Origin of the sequence: Bradyrhizobium nanningense (genome assembly GCF_004114535.1) — a bacterium.
Lineage (GTDB): Bacteria > Pseudomonadota > Alphaproteobacteria > Rhizobiales > Xanthobacteraceae > Bradyrhizobium > Bradyrhizobium nanningense.
Map to the genome: position 1 here is coordinate 115306 of NZ_LBJC01000014.1, position 17779 is coordinate 133084.

20 protein-coding genes are annotated in these 17779 nt (G+C 64.0%); 6 read left to right on the forward strand and 14 right to left on the reverse strand.

The genetic code is table 11. From position 1 onward, the window contains the following. Positions 1-65: 65 nt before the first annotated feature. Positions 66-284, reverse strand: a complete 219-nt coding sequence (locus XH84_RS08540) for a hypothetical protein (protein WP_128922245.1) — start codon at positions 282-284, stop codon at positions 66-68. A 250-nt stretch (positions 285-534) separates the two neighbouring features. Further along, a complete protein-coding gene (locus tag XH84_RS08545; protein WP_128922244.1) occupies positions 535-1980 on the reverse strand; it encodes a TAXI family TRAP transporter solute-binding subunit in 1446 nt (481 codons plus the stop codon). 415 nt (positions 1981-2395) lie between these two features. Between XH84_RS08545 and XH84_RS08550 the strand changes: the two genes are divergently transcribed. Both XH84_RS08550 and XH84_RS08555 read left to right on the forward strand, forming a co-directional pair. Next, positions 2396-2743: a DUF3307 domain-containing protein gene (locus tag XH84_RS08550; RefSeq protein WP_206734179.1), complete on the forward strand. Its 348-nt coding sequence runs from the start codon at positions 2396-2398 to the stop codon at positions 2741-2743. Between the two features lie 183 nt (positions 2744-2926). Then, positions 2927-3325, forward strand: a complete 399-nt coding sequence (locus XH84_RS08555) for a hypothetical protein (protein WP_128922242.1) — start codon at positions 2927-2929, stop codon at positions 3323-3325. Here the strand turns inward: XH84_RS08555 and XH84_RS08560 are convergent. Continuing rightward, the gene (locus XH84_RS08560; protein ID WP_128922241.1) at positions 3322-3645 is read right to left on the reverse strand and encodes a YkgJ family cysteine cluster protein; all 324 of its coding nucleotides are present in this window, start codon (positions 3643-3645) and stop codon (positions 3322-3324) included. The genes XH84_RS08555 and XH84_RS08560 overlap by 4 nt on opposite strands. A 16-nt stretch (positions 3646-3661) precedes the next feature. Beyond that, positions 3662-4360 (reverse strand): helix-turn-helix transcriptional regulator, encoded by a 699-nt coding sequence (locus tag XH84_RS08565; RefSeq protein WP_128922240.1) that lies wholly within the window; start codon positions 4358-4360, stop codon positions 3662-3664. Positions 4361-4473: 113 nt separating this feature from the next. Here XH84_RS08565 and XH84_RS08570 point away from each other — a divergent pair, with 113 nt between their 5' ends. Both XH84_RS08570 and XH84_RS08575 read left to right on the forward strand, forming a co-directional pair. Continuing rightward, positions 4474-4728 carry a hypothetical protein gene (locus XH84_RS08570; protein ID WP_128922239.1) on the forward strand — a complete coding sequence of 85 codons (255 nt, stop codon included), beginning with the start codon at positions 4474-4476 and terminating at the stop codon, positions 4726-4728. 36 nt (positions 4729-4764) lie between these two features. Then, positions 4765-5493 carry a glutathione S-transferase family protein gene (locus XH84_RS08575; RefSeq protein ID WP_128922238.1) on the forward strand — a complete coding sequence of 243 codons (729 nt, stop codon included), beginning with the start codon at positions 4765-4767 and terminating at the stop codon, positions 5491-5493. A 161-nt stretch (positions 5494-5654) separates the two neighbouring features. On the opposite strand, the gene XH84_RS08580 is transcribed toward XH84_RS08575, so the two are convergent. The 10 genes from XH84_RS08580 to XH84_RS08630 form a co-directional block, all read right to left on the reverse strand. After that, positions 5655-6806, reverse strand: coding sequence for an ABC transporter substrate-binding protein (locus XH84_RS08580; protein WP_128922237.1), 1152 nt, complete (start codon positions 6804-6806; stop codon positions 5655-5657). A gap of 78 nt (positions 6807-6884) precedes the next feature. Then, on the reverse strand, positions 6885-7304 hold the full coding sequence (locus XH84_RS08585) for an acyl-CoA thioesterase (RefSeq protein ID WP_128922236.1): 420 nt from the start codon (positions 7302-7304) through the stop codon (positions 6885-6887). A 12-nt stretch (positions 7305-7316) separates the two neighbouring features. Next, a complete protein-coding gene (locus XH84_RS08590) occupies positions 7317-8078 on the reverse strand; it encodes an SDR family NAD(P)-dependent oxidoreductase (protein WP_128922235.1) in 762 nt (253 codons plus the stop codon). A gap of 215 nt (positions 8079-8293) precedes the next feature. After that, a complete protein-coding gene (locus XH84_RS08595) occupies positions 8294-10177 on the reverse strand; it encodes a feruloyl-CoA synthase (RefSeq protein WP_128922234.1) in 1884 nt (627 codons plus the stop codon). Beyond that, positions 10174-10983, reverse strand: coding sequence for a crotonase/enoyl-CoA hydratase family protein (locus tag XH84_RS08600; protein ID WP_128922233.1), 810 nt, complete (start codon positions 10981-10983; stop codon positions 10174-10176). The genes XH84_RS08595 and XH84_RS08600 overlap by 4 nt, the downstream gene beginning before the upstream one ends. A gap of 130 nt (positions 10984-11113) precedes the next feature. Further along, the gene (locus XH84_RS08605) at positions 11114-11794 is read right to left on the reverse strand and encodes a DUF2270 domain-containing protein (protein WP_128922232.1); all 681 of its coding nucleotides are present in this window, start codon (positions 11792-11794) and stop codon (positions 11114-11116) included. Positions 11795-12017: 223 nt separating this feature from the next. Next, positions 12018-12479 carry a DUF3237 domain-containing protein gene (locus tag XH84_RS08610; protein WP_128922231.1) on the reverse strand — a complete coding sequence of 154 codons (462 nt, stop codon included), beginning with the start codon at positions 12477-12479 and terminating at the stop codon, positions 12018-12020. A gap of 12 nt (positions 12480-12491) precedes the next feature. Next, entirely contained in the window at positions 12492-13811 is a 1320-nt protein-coding gene (locus XH84_RS08615; protein ID WP_128922230.1) for a TRAP transporter large permease, read from the reverse strand. A gap of 2 nt (positions 13812-13813) precedes the next feature. Continuing rightward, positions 13814-14323, reverse strand: coding sequence for a TRAP transporter small permease (locus XH84_RS08620; protein WP_128922229.1), 510 nt, complete (start codon positions 14321-14323; stop codon positions 13814-13816). Positions 14324-14510: 187 nt separating this feature from the next. After that, entirely contained in the window at positions 14511-15527 is a 1017-nt protein-coding gene (locus tag XH84_RS08630; RefSeq protein WP_128922228.1) for a TRAP transporter substrate-binding protein, read from the reverse strand. Between the two features lie 264 nt (positions 15528-15791). On the opposite strand from XH84_RS08630, the gene pobA reads away from it, so the two are divergent. Together pobA and XH84_RS08640 are read left to right on the forward strand one after the other, a co-directional pair. Then, complete coding sequence (gene pobA, locus XH84_RS08635; protein WP_128922227.1) at positions 15792-16961, forward strand: 4-hydroxybenzoate 3-monooxygenase; 1170 nt, start codon at positions 15792-15794, stop codon at positions 16959-16961. Between the two features lie 332 nt (positions 16962-17293). Then, complete coding sequence (locus XH84_RS08640; RefSeq protein ID WP_128922226.1) at positions 17294-17713, forward strand: PaaI family thioesterase; 420 nt, start codon at positions 17294-17296, stop codon at positions 17711-17713. Positions 17714-17779 lie beyond the last annotated feature (66 nt).

A 17779-nucleotide genomic window follows, 5' to 3' on the forward strand; every position in this document is an offset into this window, starting at 1 on the left:
GGGCAGGCTGTGTGATCGGCGCTGCGGCGCCGGGCCCGCCGTGCCGCCGTCGCTGGCGGGGGTGTCTACCTGAAATGTGGCGGTTCGTCGTAACCGCGGCGGCTGCTGAAGAACAGCAGCACCATCAGCCCGACGCCGACGACGATGGAAAACCCCGCGCCCAGCGCCAGCGCCACGTAGCCTTCCGTCGGAATCGGCTCACCGTCGACCGCCATTGCGGAATAGGCGAAGTAACCGGCCCCCGCCAGCATTCCCAGAAGGATGATGATGAGGAGTGCACGCACGCCGCGGTCTCCGGTTGTAACAAGAATCCAACGGTTGCAGATCGCGGTGGTTCCGGACGGACGATATCGGCCGGCCGGAGCCACAACCCGAGTCTCATGCCCCCGGACGCAGCGCAGCACGCAGTGTTGCGCTGCAGAGCCGGGGCCCATCTTGCAGAGCAGGCTGCGGCTCCTGGGTCCCGGCTCTGCGCCGCAACGCCTTCGGCATTGCAGCTTGTCCGGGACAACAGATTGATGGGCGCGCAACCCCTCAGGCGCTCTGGGCGGTCTTCACCACCACGACATTGCTGTCGTCGTGCGGAGCAGGGCCAGCGCCCTGCACTGTCTTCTCGGTCTCGCTGGCATGACGTTTCAGATAGTCGCGGCGCATGCCGATCTCGTCGCGGACGAACTCGTAGCCGAGCTTGAAGGTGTCGAGCCCGTCGGTACTGATCGTGCCATCTCTGAGACCGATGACGGCGCCGCGCAAAATGCTCTCCAGCTCGTCCTGGAGGCATTCGAGCTGATCCAGCGAGTGGGCGTGCTCGATCCGCTCGCCGATGTCGAGGATGGCGGTGGAGAGCTTGCTGGCCTTCTCGGGCGCGATGCGGGTGATCTTGGCGTAGATCGCAGCGAAGATCGAGCCGATGACACTGAGCGCCGCGGCGCCCAGATACATCAAGTCACTGTACTTATCCATGAACGACTTGGTGTCGTCGTTGATGTAGTCGGCCGCCCCCTGGTGCGCCATCACGAAGGCGTCCTTCTCGACAGAGGCCGGCTCGATCCTGGTGGCAAAGCCGTTGTCGAGCCCGAGCGCGGATTTGTTCTCGTAGACGGTGCGGGCGAGCTCGCCTGCCGTGGTCGGGGACATCCTGGATTGCGCGACCAGCAGCCATTCCAGCCCGATCGTGTCGAGATCGTCGTCGGGAATTTGCGGGGAGGTCGACAGCGTGCCTGCCGTCAGCGTTTCGCTTGAAATGCCGGGAAGCCTGCGCGCCAGCGCCTTGGCCTCGTCGATCGCGTTGAGCGTGAAGCCGCCGCGCTTGGCGGCCTGCTCATAGGCCTTGTCCCTGACAGCCCTGGAGGCATGGACGATGGCGATGACCGCGCCAAAGCCGTTCGACGGTGCGAACAGCTTGTCGAGCGTTGCGCCCTGCGGCGCCATCTGGATCTTCGCGGCATCCGGACCGTCGGGGATGTCGAGGATGCTGCGGACAAAGGCGAGGGAGGATTCGCTCTGGGCGAGAACGGCGACCTTCTTCTTCTTCAGTTCGGCGATCGATTTGATCTTCTTGTTGCCGGGACCGAGCAGAAGCACGAGATCGTGCTCGAGGATCGCGAGCGTGCGCGCCCGCAACGGGACCTTGGCGTCGGTGCGCAGGACAGCGAGGTCGGCCTGCTTGCGGTCGAACTGTGCGAGCGCCTTGGCGTTGTCCGCATTGTTGACGATCTTGATCCGGAAGCGCGAGGCGTTGGACTTAAGCACGGCGGCGAGCTTGGCCGCGAACAGTGCCTCGTCGCTGTTGGGACCGCCGACGGCAAAGGTCAGCGTTTCCGAATTGTGCAGCAGGGCGCGGCCGCCCCAGACGGTGGCGAGCGACAACAGCAGGGTCAGCACGACATAGAGGAAGACCTGCTGTTGATTGGTCTTGATGACCTTGGGGCGCCGGGACGGCGGTTCAGTGAATGACGAAGTGGGGCCTTCAGTACTCATGGCAGCACTCTGGCCTTATTGTTTCGGTGGCGGGCGGCTCGCGAATGCGATCGCAGCGAGCGCCCTTTAATTCGTAAACGCCTGAAAAAAGAACGAAATTCTCTGTCTGCAATGATAGCGTGAAGGGAGCGGATTGCAAATTTCGAGCCGATGGTAACCTTACGCGACGCGTCGGCGGCGATTGGTCCTCCTATCACCAGTTAGCCACACTTGGCGATTTTCCGGTTCCCCCGGCTGCATTCCGTCGCGGGAGATGTCATAAATCGCGCCTCCCGGCGATTTGACCGGTCCAGAACTGGTCCAAGAAGAAGTTGCGCTGAACGCTCCAATTTTTCTTGTCACGTCAATGAGGGCGTCAGCCTTGTCGTTTCCACCCATGTCATCGGCGGTTCCGGTCGAAGCGCTTATTGGCTGGATGTTGCTGCTCACCTTCAAGCACGTCATCGCCGATTTCGTCCTCCAGACCGCCTGGATGGCGCACGGCAAGGATCAGAAGCACGGCTGGGCTCTGCCGCTCCTGGTGCACTGCCTCGTTCACCTTGCGGTTGCGCTGCCGCTGATCCTGATCGTGGCGCCGAAATTCTGGTTCGTGGCATTCATCGACTTCGTGATCCACATCACGATCGACCGTGCCAAGGGGTTCGTTTCGGCGAATTTCGGGGTCGACCTGGCGCACCCCTGGTTCTGGACCCTGATCGGCGTCGACCAGGCGCTGCACCATCTCACCGGCTTCGGGCTGTCCATCTTCATGGCGACGAACTGACTGCCGCGCAATCATTCCGTAGCTCGGTCCTGCGGACCGCCCCCCGGAATGGCGGCAAGCGACGAGTCCCGCACCTTCCGATTCGCGGCCCACGCGCAAGCACCCCGGGTGACTACCGGGCAGCGTGGTTAACCTTTCATTAGAGAATTGCGCTGCATCTTCCCCACACGAGGGAGAACTGCAATGTTTTCAAGCCGCGACGCCTTTGAAAGCGATTTCTGCCCGGTTCGCGACGAACTCCTTGGCGAGATGTACCGCGCCAGCGAGAGCGGCCTGCCGAGGCTGGTTGAGAGTGTTTCCCCTGACGCGCGCGCCAGGCTGGCGCTGTTCTGCTATCGCCGCAACCATCTGTACTCGCTGGCGGTTGTGATCGCAGCAAGCTGCAACGAGCGCGACCTGATCGAGAACGGCGGCCGTGTCGGCTCGACACTCTATGCGCTGTCGCGGGAAGGCGCGGCGAAATCCTCGCCGTCGCTGTCGGGCGGCCGCAAGCCGATCACGCTGTCGACCAAGCCGCTCTCGGTGCTCGTGCCGCTCGAGGACGAGTTCGACGACGAGATCATCGAAGCAGTCCCCGCTTAAGCGATCGCGATCATAGGCAACCTGAACTTCCGCCGCGCCATTGCACATTCGGCGTCGCCCGGCATGCAGGTGCGGCACACCTCCGGCCGCATCGCATAGATGCCGCACGCGGTCGCTTTCCCGATGTCCCCCTGCAGGGCCGAGCAGCGATCGCCCTCACAACGCATGCCGGACTGGCGCTCGTTGACCAACGCTTGCGGAATCGCCGCAAGCTCCTCGTCGCTCTCGATCGAGAAGCGCGGCCAGTTGGCCGAATAGCCGCAGCACGCGCCGCAACTCTGGCAGCAGCTCGACGGATCGATGGGGGAGCTCCCTTGCATCCTCGTCACGTGTCCTTCAGGTATCTTTGGGAGGGCCCCAGACCAGGCTCTGCCGCCATCTTGCGCGCAGCACGTCGCGTCGTTCCGGATATTTCTCGTCGAGATAGTTCGCCTCCACCACGCGGTCGGTGCGGAAGCTGCGGAAGTCGCCGCGCAGCTCGCACCAGGCGGCAAGCAGGCGCACGGCTTCGAGATAGCCGACCGAGATCGGCCAGATCATGCGCTCGCTGGCGCGGCCCTGCTCGTCGCGATAGCGCAGCATGATCTTCTTGCCTTCGTGGATCTGGGTGCGGGTACGCACCATGTCCAGGCGGTCCGGCTCCCTGTTCCAGCTCGGGCGTGCGCGGCTCGCCGGCTCCAGCACGAAGGGGCGCAGACGCTCAGGCACGGTGTCGGCGATCTTGGCCATCAGATCTTCGGCCGCGCGCGCGAGGGCCGAATCGGCATGGCCGGCGACCCATTGTGCGCCCAGCACGGCCGCCTCGATCTCGTCGGGCGTCAGCATCAAGGGCGGCAGGTCAAAGCCCTTCTCCAGGATGTAGCCCATGCCGGCTTCCCCGCGGATCGGAACGCGCTGGCCGATCAGCGTTGCGATGTCGCGATAGATCGTGCGCTTCGAGGTCTCGAGCTCGGACGCGATGGCATCTGCCGTCAGCGGCTTACGCGTGCGCCTCAGTACCTGGATGATCTGAAACAGCCGGTCGGCGCGTCTCATGACGGGTCTCTTGTTGGTTGTCTTTTCAGAAAGCGGCGCGCGGCTGCTGACAGGATGTTGGCAGCAGGGGGGTTCTATACCGGGACAACACATCGACTGAAGAGGATTTGTCCATGATCATTCCAACCCATTTCGGCCCGGCCGTTCCGCTGTGGCAGGCGTGGTCCGTATCGGCGTTCGGCCGCCTCGTTTCGCTCGATCTCATGGCCGTCGACCTCCGGTTTGCCCTCGCAAGCGTCGTGGCACGTTCGCTGACCCAGGTTGCGGACGCGCTGGTCCGCCACGTGATGGGCCGTGCCTGGCGGGGGGCCCGCTTCGCAGAAGATATCACGGCTGCTGCCACCATGGTGGCAGCAGCCGGTCGCTAGGTTCCGTCAACTTTCGGTAGGTTCAGGAGAGCTCGCATGATCACGCTTTACGGCTTTGGCACCGGCTTCGGCCTGCCGGAAATCAGCCCCTTCGTCACCAAGACGGAGGTGCAGCTCAAGATGGCGGGACTGCCCTACCGGAAGGAGCGGGCGATGCCGCCGGCCTCTCCCAAGGGGCAATTGCCGTTCATCGACGATAGCGGTGAGGCGGTGGCTGATTCCACGTTCATCCGCGCCCATATCGAGCGCCGCTACGGTTTCGATTTCGATGCCGGCCTGTCGCTGGCCGAACGTGCGCAGGCCTGGGCGTTCGAACGGATGATCGAGCACCATGTCTATTGGGGGCTGGTCGGGGCGCGCTGGGTCGACCCGGTGAATTTCGCCAAGGGACCTGCGCATTTCTTCGATGGCGCGCCGGAGCACAACCGCGAGAAGCTGCGCGAAGATGCGCAGTTCCGCGTCGCCGAGAACTATCTGCTCTCGGGCCTCGGCCGCCACGCGCCCGATGACGACGTCGACCTCGCCGTGCGCTCGCTGTTTGCACTCTCGGTGCAGCTCGGCGACAAGGCGTACCTGATGGGCGACAAGCCCTGCGGCGTCGACGCCACCGCCTTCGGTATGCTCGCCGGCATCCTCACGCCGTTCTTCGAATCGGTCTTGCGCGAGCGCGCGGAAGGGTTTCCAAACCTCACCGGCTTTGTCGACCGCATGATGGATACCTATTACCCCGAATTCGCCTGGGCCCCGCTGCGGCAGGCGGCGTAGCAACGCGACGTATCCGTTTCGTCATGCCCGCACGGCAAGGCGTGGATGGCCGGGGACAAGCCCGGCCATGACGACCTCAGTGACAGTGCCAATATAGAATTGAAAGACAAAAGAGCCGGCCCGCCGGGCCGGCTCTCGTCGTCTCTCAACTTTCGCTGGGCTTACTTCACCAGCGAGTACTTGCCGTCCTTCACCGTCAGCAGGATGCGTGAGCGCTCGTCGAGGCCGTAGCGGTCCTTTTCGGTGAAGTTGTAGACGCCCTGGCTCGCCGCCAACTCCTTCTCGGACAGCAGCGCCTGGCGAATCGCTTCGCGGAATTCCGGCGTGCCCGGCTTGGCCGTCTTCAGCGCGGTCGGGATAATGCGCTTGAGAAGCTCGAAGGCGTCGTAGGAGTGACCGGCGAACTGGCTGCGGCTGTTCGGGCCGTACTTGGCCTCATAGGCCGAGTTCAGCGCGAGGCCCGGCTTCTTGGTGGCGGCTTCGTCCGGCTGGTCCTCCGGGTCCATCACTGGGCCCGAAGCCATCAGCACACCTTCCGCCGCTTTGCCGGCGATGCGGATGAAGTCCATGCTGGCGGCACCGTGAGTCTGGTAGATCAGGCCCTTGTAGCCGCGGTCGCGCAGCTCGGATTGCGGCAGCGCGGCTGCGGTGCCGGATGCACCGACCAGGATCGCGTCGGGATTGGCGGCGACCAATTTCAGCACCTGTCCGGTCACCGACGTATCGGGACGGGCGAAACGCTCCTCGTCGACGATGGTCATGCCCATCGGCACGGCCTGGGCCTTCAAATCGTTGAACCAGAGATCGCCATAGGAGTCGGAATAGCCGATATAGCCGAGCGTCTTCACGCCCTTGGCTTTCATGTGGTCGTACAGCACCTTGCCGACGATCGGAATCGGCTGCGGCATCGCGACCGACCACTTCATGCGCTCGGGCGTGATCGGGAACGGCGCCAGGCCGAAATGCGGAATGCCTGCTTCGTTGGCGACGTTGGAGACCGCGATCGTCGGCGGCGTCAGGGCCGAGCCCATGATGATGTCGGCCTTGGATTCGGTCACGAAGCGGCGAGCGTTGGTGGTTGCAGTGGTGGGATCGCCGCCGTCGTCGAGCACGATCACTTTCAGCGGCACGCCGCCGATCTCCTTCGGCACGAACTCCAACGCGTTGCGCTCGGGAATGCCCAGCGCTGCCCCGGGGCCGGTCGTGGTGGTGGTGATGCCGATGGTGATTTCGCTGGTCTGGGCCAGCGCGGGCAGCGCCGGCAGGGCCAGCGTCGCCGCGGCGATCGCGGCAGTCAGGTAATAGCGTTTCATTGTTTCCTCCCTTGACGTGTTTCTTTGAAAGCAGAAATCGGGGGGTAATTCAGCCCCCTCTTTTGGTGATGCGGCGATTTAGCTTCCCGTGAATTTGGCTACCATTTCCGCCGGGAATGGTGCCGATTTCAGCTTGTCTGGGTTAACGGGATCGCGGCCCACCAGGACGCGGGTCTCGAACCCCTCGATCGCCAGCGCCTCGGCCTTGTAGACGTTGTGTTTCACCTCGAAGCTCGAGCGCTTGATGCTCTCGATTCTGGTTTCGATGGTGATCCAGTCGCCATAGGTCGAGGGGATGTAGAACTTGGCCCGCGTGTCGACCATGGGGATGCCCACCAGGCCGTATTTGCGGACCAGATCCTGCTTGGAGAAGCCGGCGACCTCGAACAGGGTCGAGGTCGAATCGTCGAACATCGCGAAATAGCGCGGATAGTAGACGATGTTGGCGGGGTCGCAATCGCCCCACTGGATCTGGACCTCGCGCCGGTTCACGAACATGCGTCGCGCGCCTTATTTCGGCGCCATGCGCAGCGAGCCGTCGAGGCGCACCACTTCGCCGTTCAGGTATGCATTCTCGACCATGTGCAGCGCGAGCGCGGCGAATTCGTCGGCCTGGCCGAGCCGGCGCGGGAAGGGGATGGCGGCGGCGAGCGAGTCCTGGGCTTCCTGCGGCAGGTTCGCAAGCAGCGGCGTCAGAAACAGGCCGGGTGCGATGGTCAGCACGCGGATGCCGAACTGCGCCAGCTCGCGCGCGATCGGCAATGTCATGCCGACGATGCCGCCCTTGGAGGCCGAATAGGCGGATTGCCCGATCTGGCCGTCATAGGCGGCAACGGAGGCCGTGTTGATGATGACGCCGCGCTCGCCGGTCGCCTGCGGCTCCAGCTTGGACATCTCGGTGGCGGCAAGGCGCAGCATGTTGAAGGTGCCGATCAGATTGACCTTGATCACCTTGTCGAAATCGGCGAGCGCCATCGGGCCGTCGCGCCCGACCACGCGCTTGGCAACGCCGATGCCGGCGCAATTGACCAGTACGCGCGCCGGGCCGTGAGCTTTCGCAGCCTGCGCGACCGCGGCTTCGGCGGAAGCGGCATCGGAGACGTCGCAGGTCACGGCGACGCCCTTGATCTCGGCGGCAACGGTTTCAGCAAGCTTGGTATTGAGATCGCACACCGCGACCTTGGCACCCTGCGCAGCCAGCTTTCGCGCAGTGGCCGCGCCCAGTCCCGATGCACCGCCGGTGACGATGGCTGCCTGATCCTTCAACAACATGGCGTTCTCCTTTAGCGGAATTCTAGACGAAATGAACTCCCTCGCCCCGCTTGCGGGGAGAGGGTTGGGGTGAGGGGGGCTCTCCGCAGGGAAGGTGAGAGTGGGACGCGCGGAGAGTCCCCCTCACCCGAATTTGCGCTTTGCGCAAATTCGACCTCTCCCCGCAAGCGGGGCGAGGTGAAGCAAGCGCCAGCCGGTACATCCCATCTCTCATGCTATCCGACCGATATCACACGGTTGGATGGATTGGCAGCGTAGAGCTCCTCGATCAATTCGGTGCGGTGCTCGAGCACGGCGCGCTGGTTGATCGAGCCCTTGTCGGTGACCTCGCCCTTGTCGATCGAGAGCGGCGTGTCCATCAGGATCGCGCGCGTGATCCGTGTCGAGGATCCCGTGGCTTGGCTGAGGAAACGGGTCAGGCGCTCGCGGAAGGCTTCGCGCACCAGGCGGTCGCGTGTTGCGACGACGAGATCGTCGGTCGGCAGCGTCGGATTGATCAGGCGGCAGCCGTCGAGGTCGAGCACGACCAGCGCGGAGACCTCGTCGCGGTTGATGCCGGCGATGACGACGTCGCGCACCAGCGGTGCGCAGGCCGCCGTGAGGCGCGCGCGCAAGGGGCCGACGCTGACCCAGGTGCCGCTGGCGAGCTTGAAGTCCTCACCGACACGGCCGTCGAAATCGAATCCGGCATTGAGATCGTCGGGGTCTGCGGGCTTGAGCGCATCGCCCATCATGTAAAATCCTTCCTCGTCGAAGGATTTCGCGCTGATGTCGGGCTGGCGCCAGTAGCCGGGCATGACGTTCGGCCCCTTGGCGCGCACCTCCAGCTTGCCGTTGTTCGGCACCAGTTTGGCGTCGTTGCCCGATACGGGCAGCCCGACATGGCCGGAGCGGCTGGTGCGTGGATTGACCGACATGAAGAACGGCGCGGTCTCGGTCGCCCCAAGGCCGGTCAGCATCGGCACGCGATAACCTTTTTCCTTCACCGCGAGCTCGTCGAGGCTGTCCCAGATGAAGGGCGAGAGCGCAGCGCCAGAGAAGAACATCGCGTGCAATCGGTCGAAGAATTTTGCGCGCAGGCTCTGGTCGTCGCGCAAATAGGGCAGCAGCGATTCATAGCCCTTGGGCACGTTGAAATAGACCGTCGGCGAGATCTCCTGGAGATTGCGCACGGTCTCCTCGATGCCGCCGGGCATCGGCTTGCCGGCGTCCAGATACATCGAGCCGCCGTTGTAGAGCGTCAGGCCGATATTGTGATTGCCGCCAAAGGTGTGATTCCAGGGCAGCCAGTCGACGATGACGGGCGGCTCGTCCTTGAGGAAGGCGAGCGTCTCGCGCAACATCACTTGGTTGGCGCAGATCATGCGCTGGGTGTTGATGACGGCCTTGGGATTGCCGGTCGAGCCCGAGGTCAACAGGAACTTTGCGATCGTGTCGGGGCCGATCCTGCCATGGACGTCGTCGAGATCGCTGCGGATCGGAGCCGCCATGAGGTCGGCCAGCAGGGTGACGTCACGGCCCGGCACGCCGCCATAGGACGCGGCGATCTCGGTGCCGAGCGAGACGTTGGCGGCGAGCGCATCGGCGAACTTGTCGGCATCTTCCGCGAAGACGAGGCCGGGCGTCAGCAGCTTCATCAGATAGGACAGCTTGCCGTAGTCCTTCGACACCAGCGAATAGGCTGGCGACACCGGGCAGAACGGAATGCCGGCATAGAACGCGCCGAACGCGAGCAATGCGTGGTCGATCGAGTTTCCGGAAAGGATGACGACCGGCCGCTCCGCCGACAGGCCGCGCGCAATCAGGCTTGAAGCGATATGCCGGCTCGCGGTGAGCAGCTCGGCGTAAGTGATCTTGCGCCAGCCCCGGCCGCCTTCGCGCTCCGCCATGAAGACGCGATCCGGCGTGGTCGTCGCCCAATGATGCAGGCGGTCGGTGATGCGGGCGGGATAGTCGCCGAGCAGCTGTTTGGGCCGCAGGTAAATCGTGCCGTCGTCGCGGCGCTCGATGTTGACGGCAGGATCGCCGAACGAGATGGGCCGCAGCGGGGAAGTGCTCGCGCCGCGCTCCATGCTGGAAGAGGACGGCTGCGCGCTCATGACTTGGGCTTTACCTTTGCGGTCTTGTGCTCGAGGAATTCGCGGATCCGGCGTTTTGCCTCCTTGTCGCTCTGAGCCACGGTGGCCATCAGCGATTCCATGAGCAGGCCGGTCTGCGGATTGGCCTCCGCGATCATCGGCAGCGCCTGGAGCACGGCGAAATTAGTCAGCGGCGCGTTGGAGGCGACCTTGGTCGCAAGCTCCATCGCCTTGCCGAGCGCATTGCCGGCTTCCGTTACATATTGCGCGAAGCCGTAGGAGGCGCCTTCGGTCGCGCTATAGACGCGGCCCGTCAGCATCATGTCCATCATCCTGGCGACGCCGATCAGCCGCGGCAGCCGCACCGAGCCGCCGCCGCCGACGAAGATGCCGCGCTGGCCCTCCGGCAGCGCGAAATAGGTGGTGGGCTCCGCGACGCGGATATGCGCCGAGCAGGCAAGCTCCAGCCCGCCGCCGATCACCGCGCCCCTCAGCGCCGCGATCACGGGCACGCGGCTGTACTGGATGCGGTCGAACACCCGGTGCCACATCTGGGAATGCAGCAGGCCGCCGGTGGCGTCATGCTCGGTCAGCTCGGAGAGGTCGAGGCCGGAGGAGAAATGATCGCCGATGCCGTGGATGACGACCGCGCCGATATCCTCGGGCAGGGACGCGAAACATTCGCCGATTTCCAGGATGATGCCGTCATTGAGCGCATTGCGCTTGGCCGGCCGGTTCAGACCCACGGTCAGAACCCGGTCCACCCTCTCGATCCGGAGTAGCCCGGAGGCACCCGCGGCAGCGGGCTCGGCGTTTCCCTGTGTCATTTGCGTCCTTATCAGAATAGTTATGTTGTATAACGAATTCTGGGGGAGTCAAGGAGGGGCGGGTTCCCGATCCTCTCCCTGGGGGCGGGCGGGGGACCCCCGGCGCTCGGCCGGACTTCCCCGTCGCTAGCTAGCCCATTGCAACGCCATCGCCCTTGGTCCCGTGCTCGCGCTGGTCGAGCCAGAGCGTGCCGAACGCGAACGCCAGCCAGCCCAAATCGTAGGCGCCCCCCATGAGCAGAATGATCCAGCCGGGAAGCGGTCCGACCGCCGCGCGATCGACAAATTCCGCCAAGCTCTCTGCGGGCGTCGGATGGATTGCAATCTTGCCGTAGTAGGCCACGGCCTGGATGGCGAGGATCCAAACGTAGTTGCGTCGCAGCCGCCGCCCCGCAGCGCGGACGAACGAAATGTGATGGCGTGGCGCGGTGTAATCACGCGCAAGAACCGTCTGCCAGCCGTCATCGTGCGCTTCGCCCGTGAACATCGGCGCGTAAAAATTCTTCTCGATCCAGCGGGCGCGGGCGCGCCAGACGTTGAAATAGCGATAGCGCCGCGCCTCCATCGCGAGGAACGCAGCAAGCAGCAACCCGACGAGCACGAGCGGCAGCGGAGATGCTTGCGGGCTCGAAAAGGTCGTCGACAGCGCGATGCCCATCGTGACAATGGCCCAATTGGTCGTGTTATCGAGTCGCGTTCGCCAGATCGTCGAGCGATAGACCTCGCCCCGATAGAGATGGGCGATGGCGCCCATCTCGGCAGGATCGAAACTGTGTCGTGGATTTGAGTCGCTGGAAGCCATGAGGGACATGGTGGCACTCCCGTGGTCTGCGCAATCTCGCGCAAGTCGTATCCTGAACCAGCTCAGAGGCGCGTCATAGGCGGATTCAGCTCTCACCTTCAATGAGCTCAGGCACGCCGCCACACTCTCACGGCAGGATCTGCCCGAGCTTTGCGCCCGTCGCGCTCCCGAATTGGCTCAGAAGGCGCAGGGAAGGCCGGGCACGGGTTGGTACCCGTGAGTTCCCAAAGAGTCACATCACCTGATGCACGTCGATCACGACGCGATCGGCATGGCGCGCGGCTGAGCCCACAAAAATGTGCTCCATCAGCCAGCGATATTTCTCGTGCCCGGTCTCGAATTTCGGCACGGTGCGGAAATAAATTAGCTTGGGATCGACCGGCTCGCCACGCTTGAGCTTTTGCAAGAGTTCGACCGGGCCAAACCGCATGCCTTTGTTCTCGACATAGACCACGGCGCCGTCGTCGGTCTCGAAGGCGTATTTGGCCTCGAGGTCGATCAGCTCGTTGGGGCGGATGGTCTGGAAGTCGGCGCCGAACGGCAGCACCTTGCCTGATATCGCGCCCTCCACCTCGCCGCCGATGATCGGGATGATGCGGCGAACGCCGATGCCGGTCTCACCGGCGGTGACGACGTCGCCAATCTTCGCCGTGATGGTGAAGACGTATTTGGTCTCCAGCGTCGGTGTCGTCATCGCTTCACCTCTTTAGTTCGCCATCATCCGTGTCGGCAGCCAGGTCGCCAGCAGCGGGAAGGCGATCAGGATCACGAGGCGGATCAGGTCCGTGACCACGAACGGGATCACGCCCTTGAAGATGGTGGAGAAGGAGACGTCCTTCACCACGCTCTTGATGACGAAGACGTTCATGCCGACCGGCGGGTGGATCAAGCCGAGCTCGACGGTCATGACGATGATGACGCCGAACCAGATCGGATCGAAGCCGAGATGCGTGATGACGGGGAAGATGATCGGCACGGTGAGGATGATCATCGCCATGGCGTCCATCAGGCAGCCGAGCACGAGATACATCACCATGATCAGCGCCAGCACGCCGTAGCTGCCGAGGCCGAGACCGGTGAGGAACTCGGTTACTTTCTGCGGCGTCTGCGTCACCGTCAGGAAATAGCCGAAGATCAGCGCGCCGATCAGCACGGTGAAGACAGCGGCCGCGGTGCGCGTCGCTTGCAGCAGCGAGGCCAGGATCTTCTCGCGGTCGAGGCGGCCCGTCAGCACGCCGATGACGAAGGCGCCGGCGGCGCCGACGCCGCCGGCTTCCGTCGGCGTGAAGCGCGGCAGGAAGGGCAGGCCGTAGAGGCCGCCGATCACGAACACGAACAGCAGCACCGGCGCCCAGATCTCCTTCAGGCCCGCAAAGCGCTCGCGCCACGAAGTCACCTTGCCCTTGGGCAGGAAGTCGGGCCGCAAATAGCCGATCAGGAAGATCGTGACCATGTACATGGTCATCGCCAAGAGGCCCGGGATGATGCCGGCGATGAAAAGCTTTCCGATGTCCTGCTCGGTGATGATGCCGTAGACGGCGAGCACGGTGGACGGCGGCAGCATCGCGCCGAGCGTGCCGCCCGCTGCGATCACGCCGGTGGCAAAGGATTGCGGATAGCCGAAGCGGCGCATCTCGGGATAGGCGACGGCGGAGAAGGTCGCGGCAGTCGCGACCGAGGAGCCGCAGATCGCGGCGAAGCCGCCGCAGGCGCCGACGGTGGCGATGCCGAGCCCGCCGCGCAAATGACCGACGAAGCCGTTGGCGGCGCGGAACAGCTCGCGGCTCATGCCGGAATTTGACACGAACGAGCCCATCAGCAGGAACATCGGGATGACGCCGAAGGTGTAGTCGGTGACCGTGCGCATCGAGGTCTGGCCGACCAGCTTCAGCGCCGCATTGCCGTTGACGAGATAGGCAAAGCCGGAGACGCCGACGAGCCCCATGGCCATGCCGACGGGTACGCGCAGCAGCATCAGGACGAACAGGGAAACGAAGCCGATTAAGGCGACGGCATCGGTGCTCATGATTACTCCGTCGCCTTCAATTTGGGATCGTGCATCTCTTCAGGATGGAAGATCAGCCGGTAGGTGCGGATCGCGATCAGCAGCACGGCGGAGACGTCGCCGATCCAGGCGATCGCGAAGAACGGCCAGGTCGGCATGTGCATGTCGAAGGTCTGAACGTTGTCGTTGTAGGTGCCGCGCACCTTGTCGAACAACGTCCAGGTCTGCACGGTCACCACGAACAGCAGCACCAGGGTCGCGAACACGTCGATCCAGCGCTGGTAGCGCGGGCCGACATTGCCCCAGACCAGATCCACGGTGATGTGGGTGCCGCGATAGGAAGTCGCCGCGATGCCCCAGAAAATGAGGATGCCGAGCAGCATGCGGCCGATGTCGAAGCTGTCGGGGATCGAGTAGTTCAGCGTATTGCGCAGCAGCACCGACACGAAGATGTCGAGCGCGACGATGCCGACGAAGCCGGCCGCGATCCATTCGATCGTGTCGATGATGCGGTCCATCCAGGAGCGCTTCATGGGGAAAGAGTCCTTCCGACGAGTGCGAGGTGTGCCCGCGATCGAGCTGCGCTCCCTCCCCCGCTTGCGGGGGAGCGGGTGTCTCCGCAATCGAGAACCCCCAAGAGGAGGGAGCCCTCACCCGGCGCTCCGCGCCGACCTCTCCCGCAAGCGGGAAGGTGCAGCAAGTGCGCGGCCGCGGTTGAGGCTACTCTGCCAGCGCGTTGTACTTCTTCAGCGAGGCCTTGAGGTCTGCCAGCGCGGCGTCGGGATCGGCGCCGGCCTTCTTGGCGCCCTCGGCCCAGGTCTTCACCAGCGGCTCGGCGGCCTTCTTCCAGGCGGCGGTCTGCTCGGGTGTCAGCTTGTAGACCTCGTGGCCGGACTCCGCCTTGACCTTGTCGATGCCGGCATCCTCGAACTTGCCCCAGTGCTCGCCGACCACGCCGGCCATCTCGACCGAGCAGTTCTTGTCGATCGCGGCCTTCTGCTTGTCGGACATCGCATTGTACTTGTCCTTGTTGATCACGAACACGAAGGTCGTGGTGTAGAGCGGCGCCTCCATGTCGTACCTGGTCACCTTGTCGATGCCGAACAGCACCAGGGAGCCCCAGGGGAAGGTGACGCCGTCGGCGACGCCGCGCTCGATGATGTCGCGCACTTCCGGCGCCGAGGACTGCACGTTGGTGCCGCCGAGCGAGGTGACGAAGTTCGCCATGGTGGCGTGCGCCGGGCGGATCTTCATGCCCTTCACGTCCTCAGGCATCACGATCTTCTTGGTCTTGGAGTGGAAGGAGGAAGGCGAGTGGACGAAGGCGAGGCAGTATTTGACGTCCTTCATCTCCTTCTCGGCATATTTGCGATACCAGGCATCCAGCCCCATCGAGCCGCCCTTGGCGTCCGAGATCAGGAACGGCAGCTCGCCGGCGCCGACGATCGGGAAGCGGCCGGGCTGGTAGCCGGGATTGACGTAGGTGACGTCTGCGATGCCGTCGCGCGCCATGTCGTAATGGTCGAACGCCTTGCCGAGCTGCTGGGCCGGAAACACCTTGCCCTTGATGGTGCCGCCGGAATCCTTCTCGACCGCCGCGGCCCAGTCTTCCAGCGACTTCTGCAGCGGATGCGAAGCCGGCACCCAGTGCGAGATCTTCAAATCGAAGGTCTTGTCCTGCGCGAAGGCAGGCGTCACGCTCGCGGCCAGCAGCAATGCCAGACAGGCTTTTCTCATCACGCGTCTCTCCCTGTTGTCGACGGTGGGCTTCGATGGCCCGGTCTCGTTAATTAACATGTTATCTAATTGGCCGGCGCGTTCAAGCCGGAATTGGTGCGCGCCTCGTCGCCCAGCTACGTCAGCCATGTTGCACGGATTTGTCGCTGCTCGGGCGACCATCGCTCCCCTTTTTGCCCAACCGTTATATGATATAATTATCGTCCGCGAGCCGGCGCGACAAGCGGCAGCGACCAAAGCCTACAGGATCGGAAGGAGCAAGTATTGCGGACAAAGGTCGCAATCATCGGGGCCGGGCCGGCCGGATTGTTGCTTGGGCAATTGCTGCACGCCTACGGCATCGACAATGTCATCCTGGAGCGGCAGAGCCCGGACTACGTGCTCGGCCGCATCCGCGCCGGCCTGCTGGAGGAGGGAACCGTCGCGCTGCTCGACCAGGCCGGGGCGGGGACCCGGGCGCATGCCGAAGGTCTGGTGCACGAAGGCATCGAGCTTGCCTTTTCCGGCCGCCGTCATCGCATCGACATGAAGGGTGCGACCGGCAAGACGGTCATGATCTACGGCCAGACCGAAGTCACGCTCGACCTGATGAATGCGCGCAAGGCCGCCGGTCTCGTCTCGGTCTACGAGGCCAAGGACGTCCAGCCGCATGATTTTGACGGCAGTCACCCGCGCGTGACCTACGTCAAGGACGGCGTCACCCACACGCTCGGTTGCGATTTCATCGCCGGCTGCGACGGATTTCACGGCGTCAGCCGCGCCAGCGTTCCGGCTTCGGCGATCGAGGAGTTCGAGCGGGTCTATCCGTTCGGCTGGCTCGGCATTTTGTCGGAGACGCCGCCGGTCAGCCATGAGCTGATCTACTCCAACCATGCGCGCGGCTTTGCGCTGTGCACCATGCGCTCGACCCGACGCAGTCGCTACTATGTGCAGTGTTCGCTGGACGACCACGTCGACCAATGGCCGGACGATCGCTTCTGGGACGAATTGAAGCGCCGGCTCGACCAGGAGGCCGCCGACAGCCTCGTCACGGGCCCCTCGATCGAAAAGAGCATCGCGCCTTTGCGCAGCTTCGTCGCCGAGCCGATGCGTTTCGGCAAGCTGTTCCTGTGCGGCGATGCCGCCCACATCGTGCCGCCGACCGGCGCCAAGGGCCTCAACCTCGCAGCCAGCGATGCGCATTATCTGTCGAGCGCGCTACGCGAATTCTACGACGAGAAATCAAGCGCCGGGATCGACGCCTATTCCACCAGGGCGCTGGCGCGCGTCTGGAAAGCCGTGCGCTTCTCCTGGTGGATGACCTCGATGCTGCACAAATTCCCCGACACCGGCACCATCGGCGCGCGCATCCAGCTCGCCGAGCTCGACTACGTCACGCAGTCGCAGGCGGCCATGACGTCGCTGTCGGAGAATTACGTGGGGCTGCCGTTTTAAGGGCGGCGTCGTCGGTGCCGTAGGGTAGGCAAAGCGAAAGCGTGCCCACCAGCTTTCGCAATCGTGGAGAGATCGTGGGCACGGCGCTGTCGCGCCTTTGCCCACCCTACGGCATCGCGTGCTTGGGCTCCATCGTCATTGCGAGCGTAGCGAAGCAATCCAGACCGTCTCTGCGGAAAGATCCTGGATTGCTTCGTCGCAAGAGCTCCTCGCAATGACGGGCGTGTCCCGTTTCAAACGCTCGCGCAAATCCCGTTTAAAACTTTGTAATTGATGCATCTGTCACGTCCGTCGCGTTCAATGACGGCGACACAGCAAAACGCGAGACGCCCATGACCACTCCCGACATCCCCGCCGGCTTCGAGCCGCATTTCCGCAAGGCGCCGCTCACCGATCCCTGGGAGCCGCTCTATTCGAAGAAGACCGACAAGGGCGTCACCGTCGGATTGCGGCTGGCGGTGCCGCACACCAATTCACGCGGGCTCATCCACGGCGGGCTGATCGCGGCGCTGGCCGACGCCGCCATGGGCTACAGCTGCGCGCAGGCGAGTGGCTGGACGACCTCGTTGGTCACGATCTCGCTGTCGATCGACTATGCCGGTGCTGCCGAGATCGGCCAATGGCTCGCGGTCGAGGGCGAAGCGATCAAGACCGGCTCTACGATCTGTTTCGCACAATGCCTGGTGAGGGCGGATGATGCCGTGATCGCGCGCGCCAGCGGGACGTTTCGCGTGTTGCCGAAGAAGGGGTGATATCGTGCGCCGGACGCAGCGCAGCGCCCTCTTCGGCGGTGCGCTGCAGAGCCGGGGCCCATCCAT

Excerpts from the sequence above, each read along its gene's own strand:
- XH84_RS08640 (WP_128922226.1), top strand. The coding sequence starts at position 17,294 with ATGACCACTCCCGACATCCCCGCCGGCTTCGAGCCGCATTTCCGCAAG.
- XH84_RS08545 (WP_128922244.1), bottom strand. The coding sequence starts at position 1,980 with ATGAGTACTGAAGGCCCCACTTCGTCATTCACTGAACCGCCGTCCCGG.
- XH84_RS08615 (WP_128922230.1), bottom strand. The coding sequence starts at position 13,811 with ATGAGCACCGATGCCGTCGCCTTAATCGGCTTCGTTTCCCTGTTCGTC.
- XH84_RS08630 (WP_128922228.1), bottom strand. The coding sequence starts at position 15,527 with ATGAGAAAAGCCTGTCTGGCATTGCTGCTGGCCGCGAGCGTGACGCCT.
- XH84_RS08590 (WP_128922235.1), bottom strand. The coding sequence starts at position 8,078 with ATGTTGTTGAAGGATCAGGCAGCCATCGTCACCGGCGGTGCATCGGGA.
- XH84_RS08565 (WP_128922240.1), bottom strand. The coding sequence starts at position 4,360 with ATGAGACGCGCCGACCGGCTGTTTCAGATCATCCAGGTACTGAGGCGC.
- XH84_RS08585 (WP_128922236.1), bottom strand. The coding sequence starts at position 7,304 with ATGTTCGTGAACCGGCGCGAGGTCCAGATCCAGTGGGGCGATTGCGAC.
- XH84_RS08555 (WP_128922242.1), top strand. The coding sequence starts at position 2,927 with ATGTTTTCAAGCCGCGACGCCTTTGAAAGCGATTTCTGCCCGGTTCGC.
- XH84_RS08550 (WP_206734179.1), top strand. The coding sequence starts at position 2,396 with ATGTTGCTGCTCACCTTCAAGCACGTCATCGCCGATTTCGTCCTCCAG.
- XH84_RS08605 (WP_128922232.1), bottom strand. The coding sequence starts at position 11,794 with ATGTCCCTCATGGCTTCCAGCGACTCAAATCCACGACACAGTTTCGAT.
- XH84_RS08575 (WP_128922238.1), top strand. The coding sequence starts at position 4,765 with ATGATCACGCTTTACGGCTTTGGCACCGGCTTCGGCCTGCCGGAAATC.
- XH84_RS08560 (WP_128922241.1), bottom strand. The coding sequence starts at position 3,645 with ATGCAAGGGAGCTCCCCCATCGATCCGTCGAGCTGCTGCCAGAGTTGC.
- XH84_RS08595 (WP_128922234.1), bottom strand. The coding sequence starts at position 10,177 with ATGAGCGCGCAGCCGTCCTCTTCCAGCATGGAGCGCGGCGCGAGCACT.
- XH84_RS08580 (WP_128922237.1), bottom strand. The coding sequence starts at position 6,806 with ATGAAACGCTATTACCTGACTGCCGCGATCGCCGCGGCGACGCTGGCC.
- XH84_RS08620 (WP_128922229.1), bottom strand. The coding sequence starts at position 14,323 with ATGAAGCGCTCCTGGATGGACCGCATCATCGACACGATCGAATGGATC.
- XH84_RS08570 (WP_128922239.1), top strand. The coding sequence starts at position 4,474 with ATGATCATTCCAACCCATTTCGGCCCGGCCGTTCCGCTGTGGCAGGCG.
- XH84_RS08600 (WP_128922233.1), bottom strand. The coding sequence starts at position 10,983 with ATGACACAGGGAAACGCCGAGCCCGCTGCCGCGGGTGCCTCCGGGCTA.
- XH84_RS08610 (WP_128922231.1), bottom strand. The coding sequence starts at position 12,479 with ATGACGACACCGACGCTGGAGACCAAATACGTCTTCACCATCACGGCG.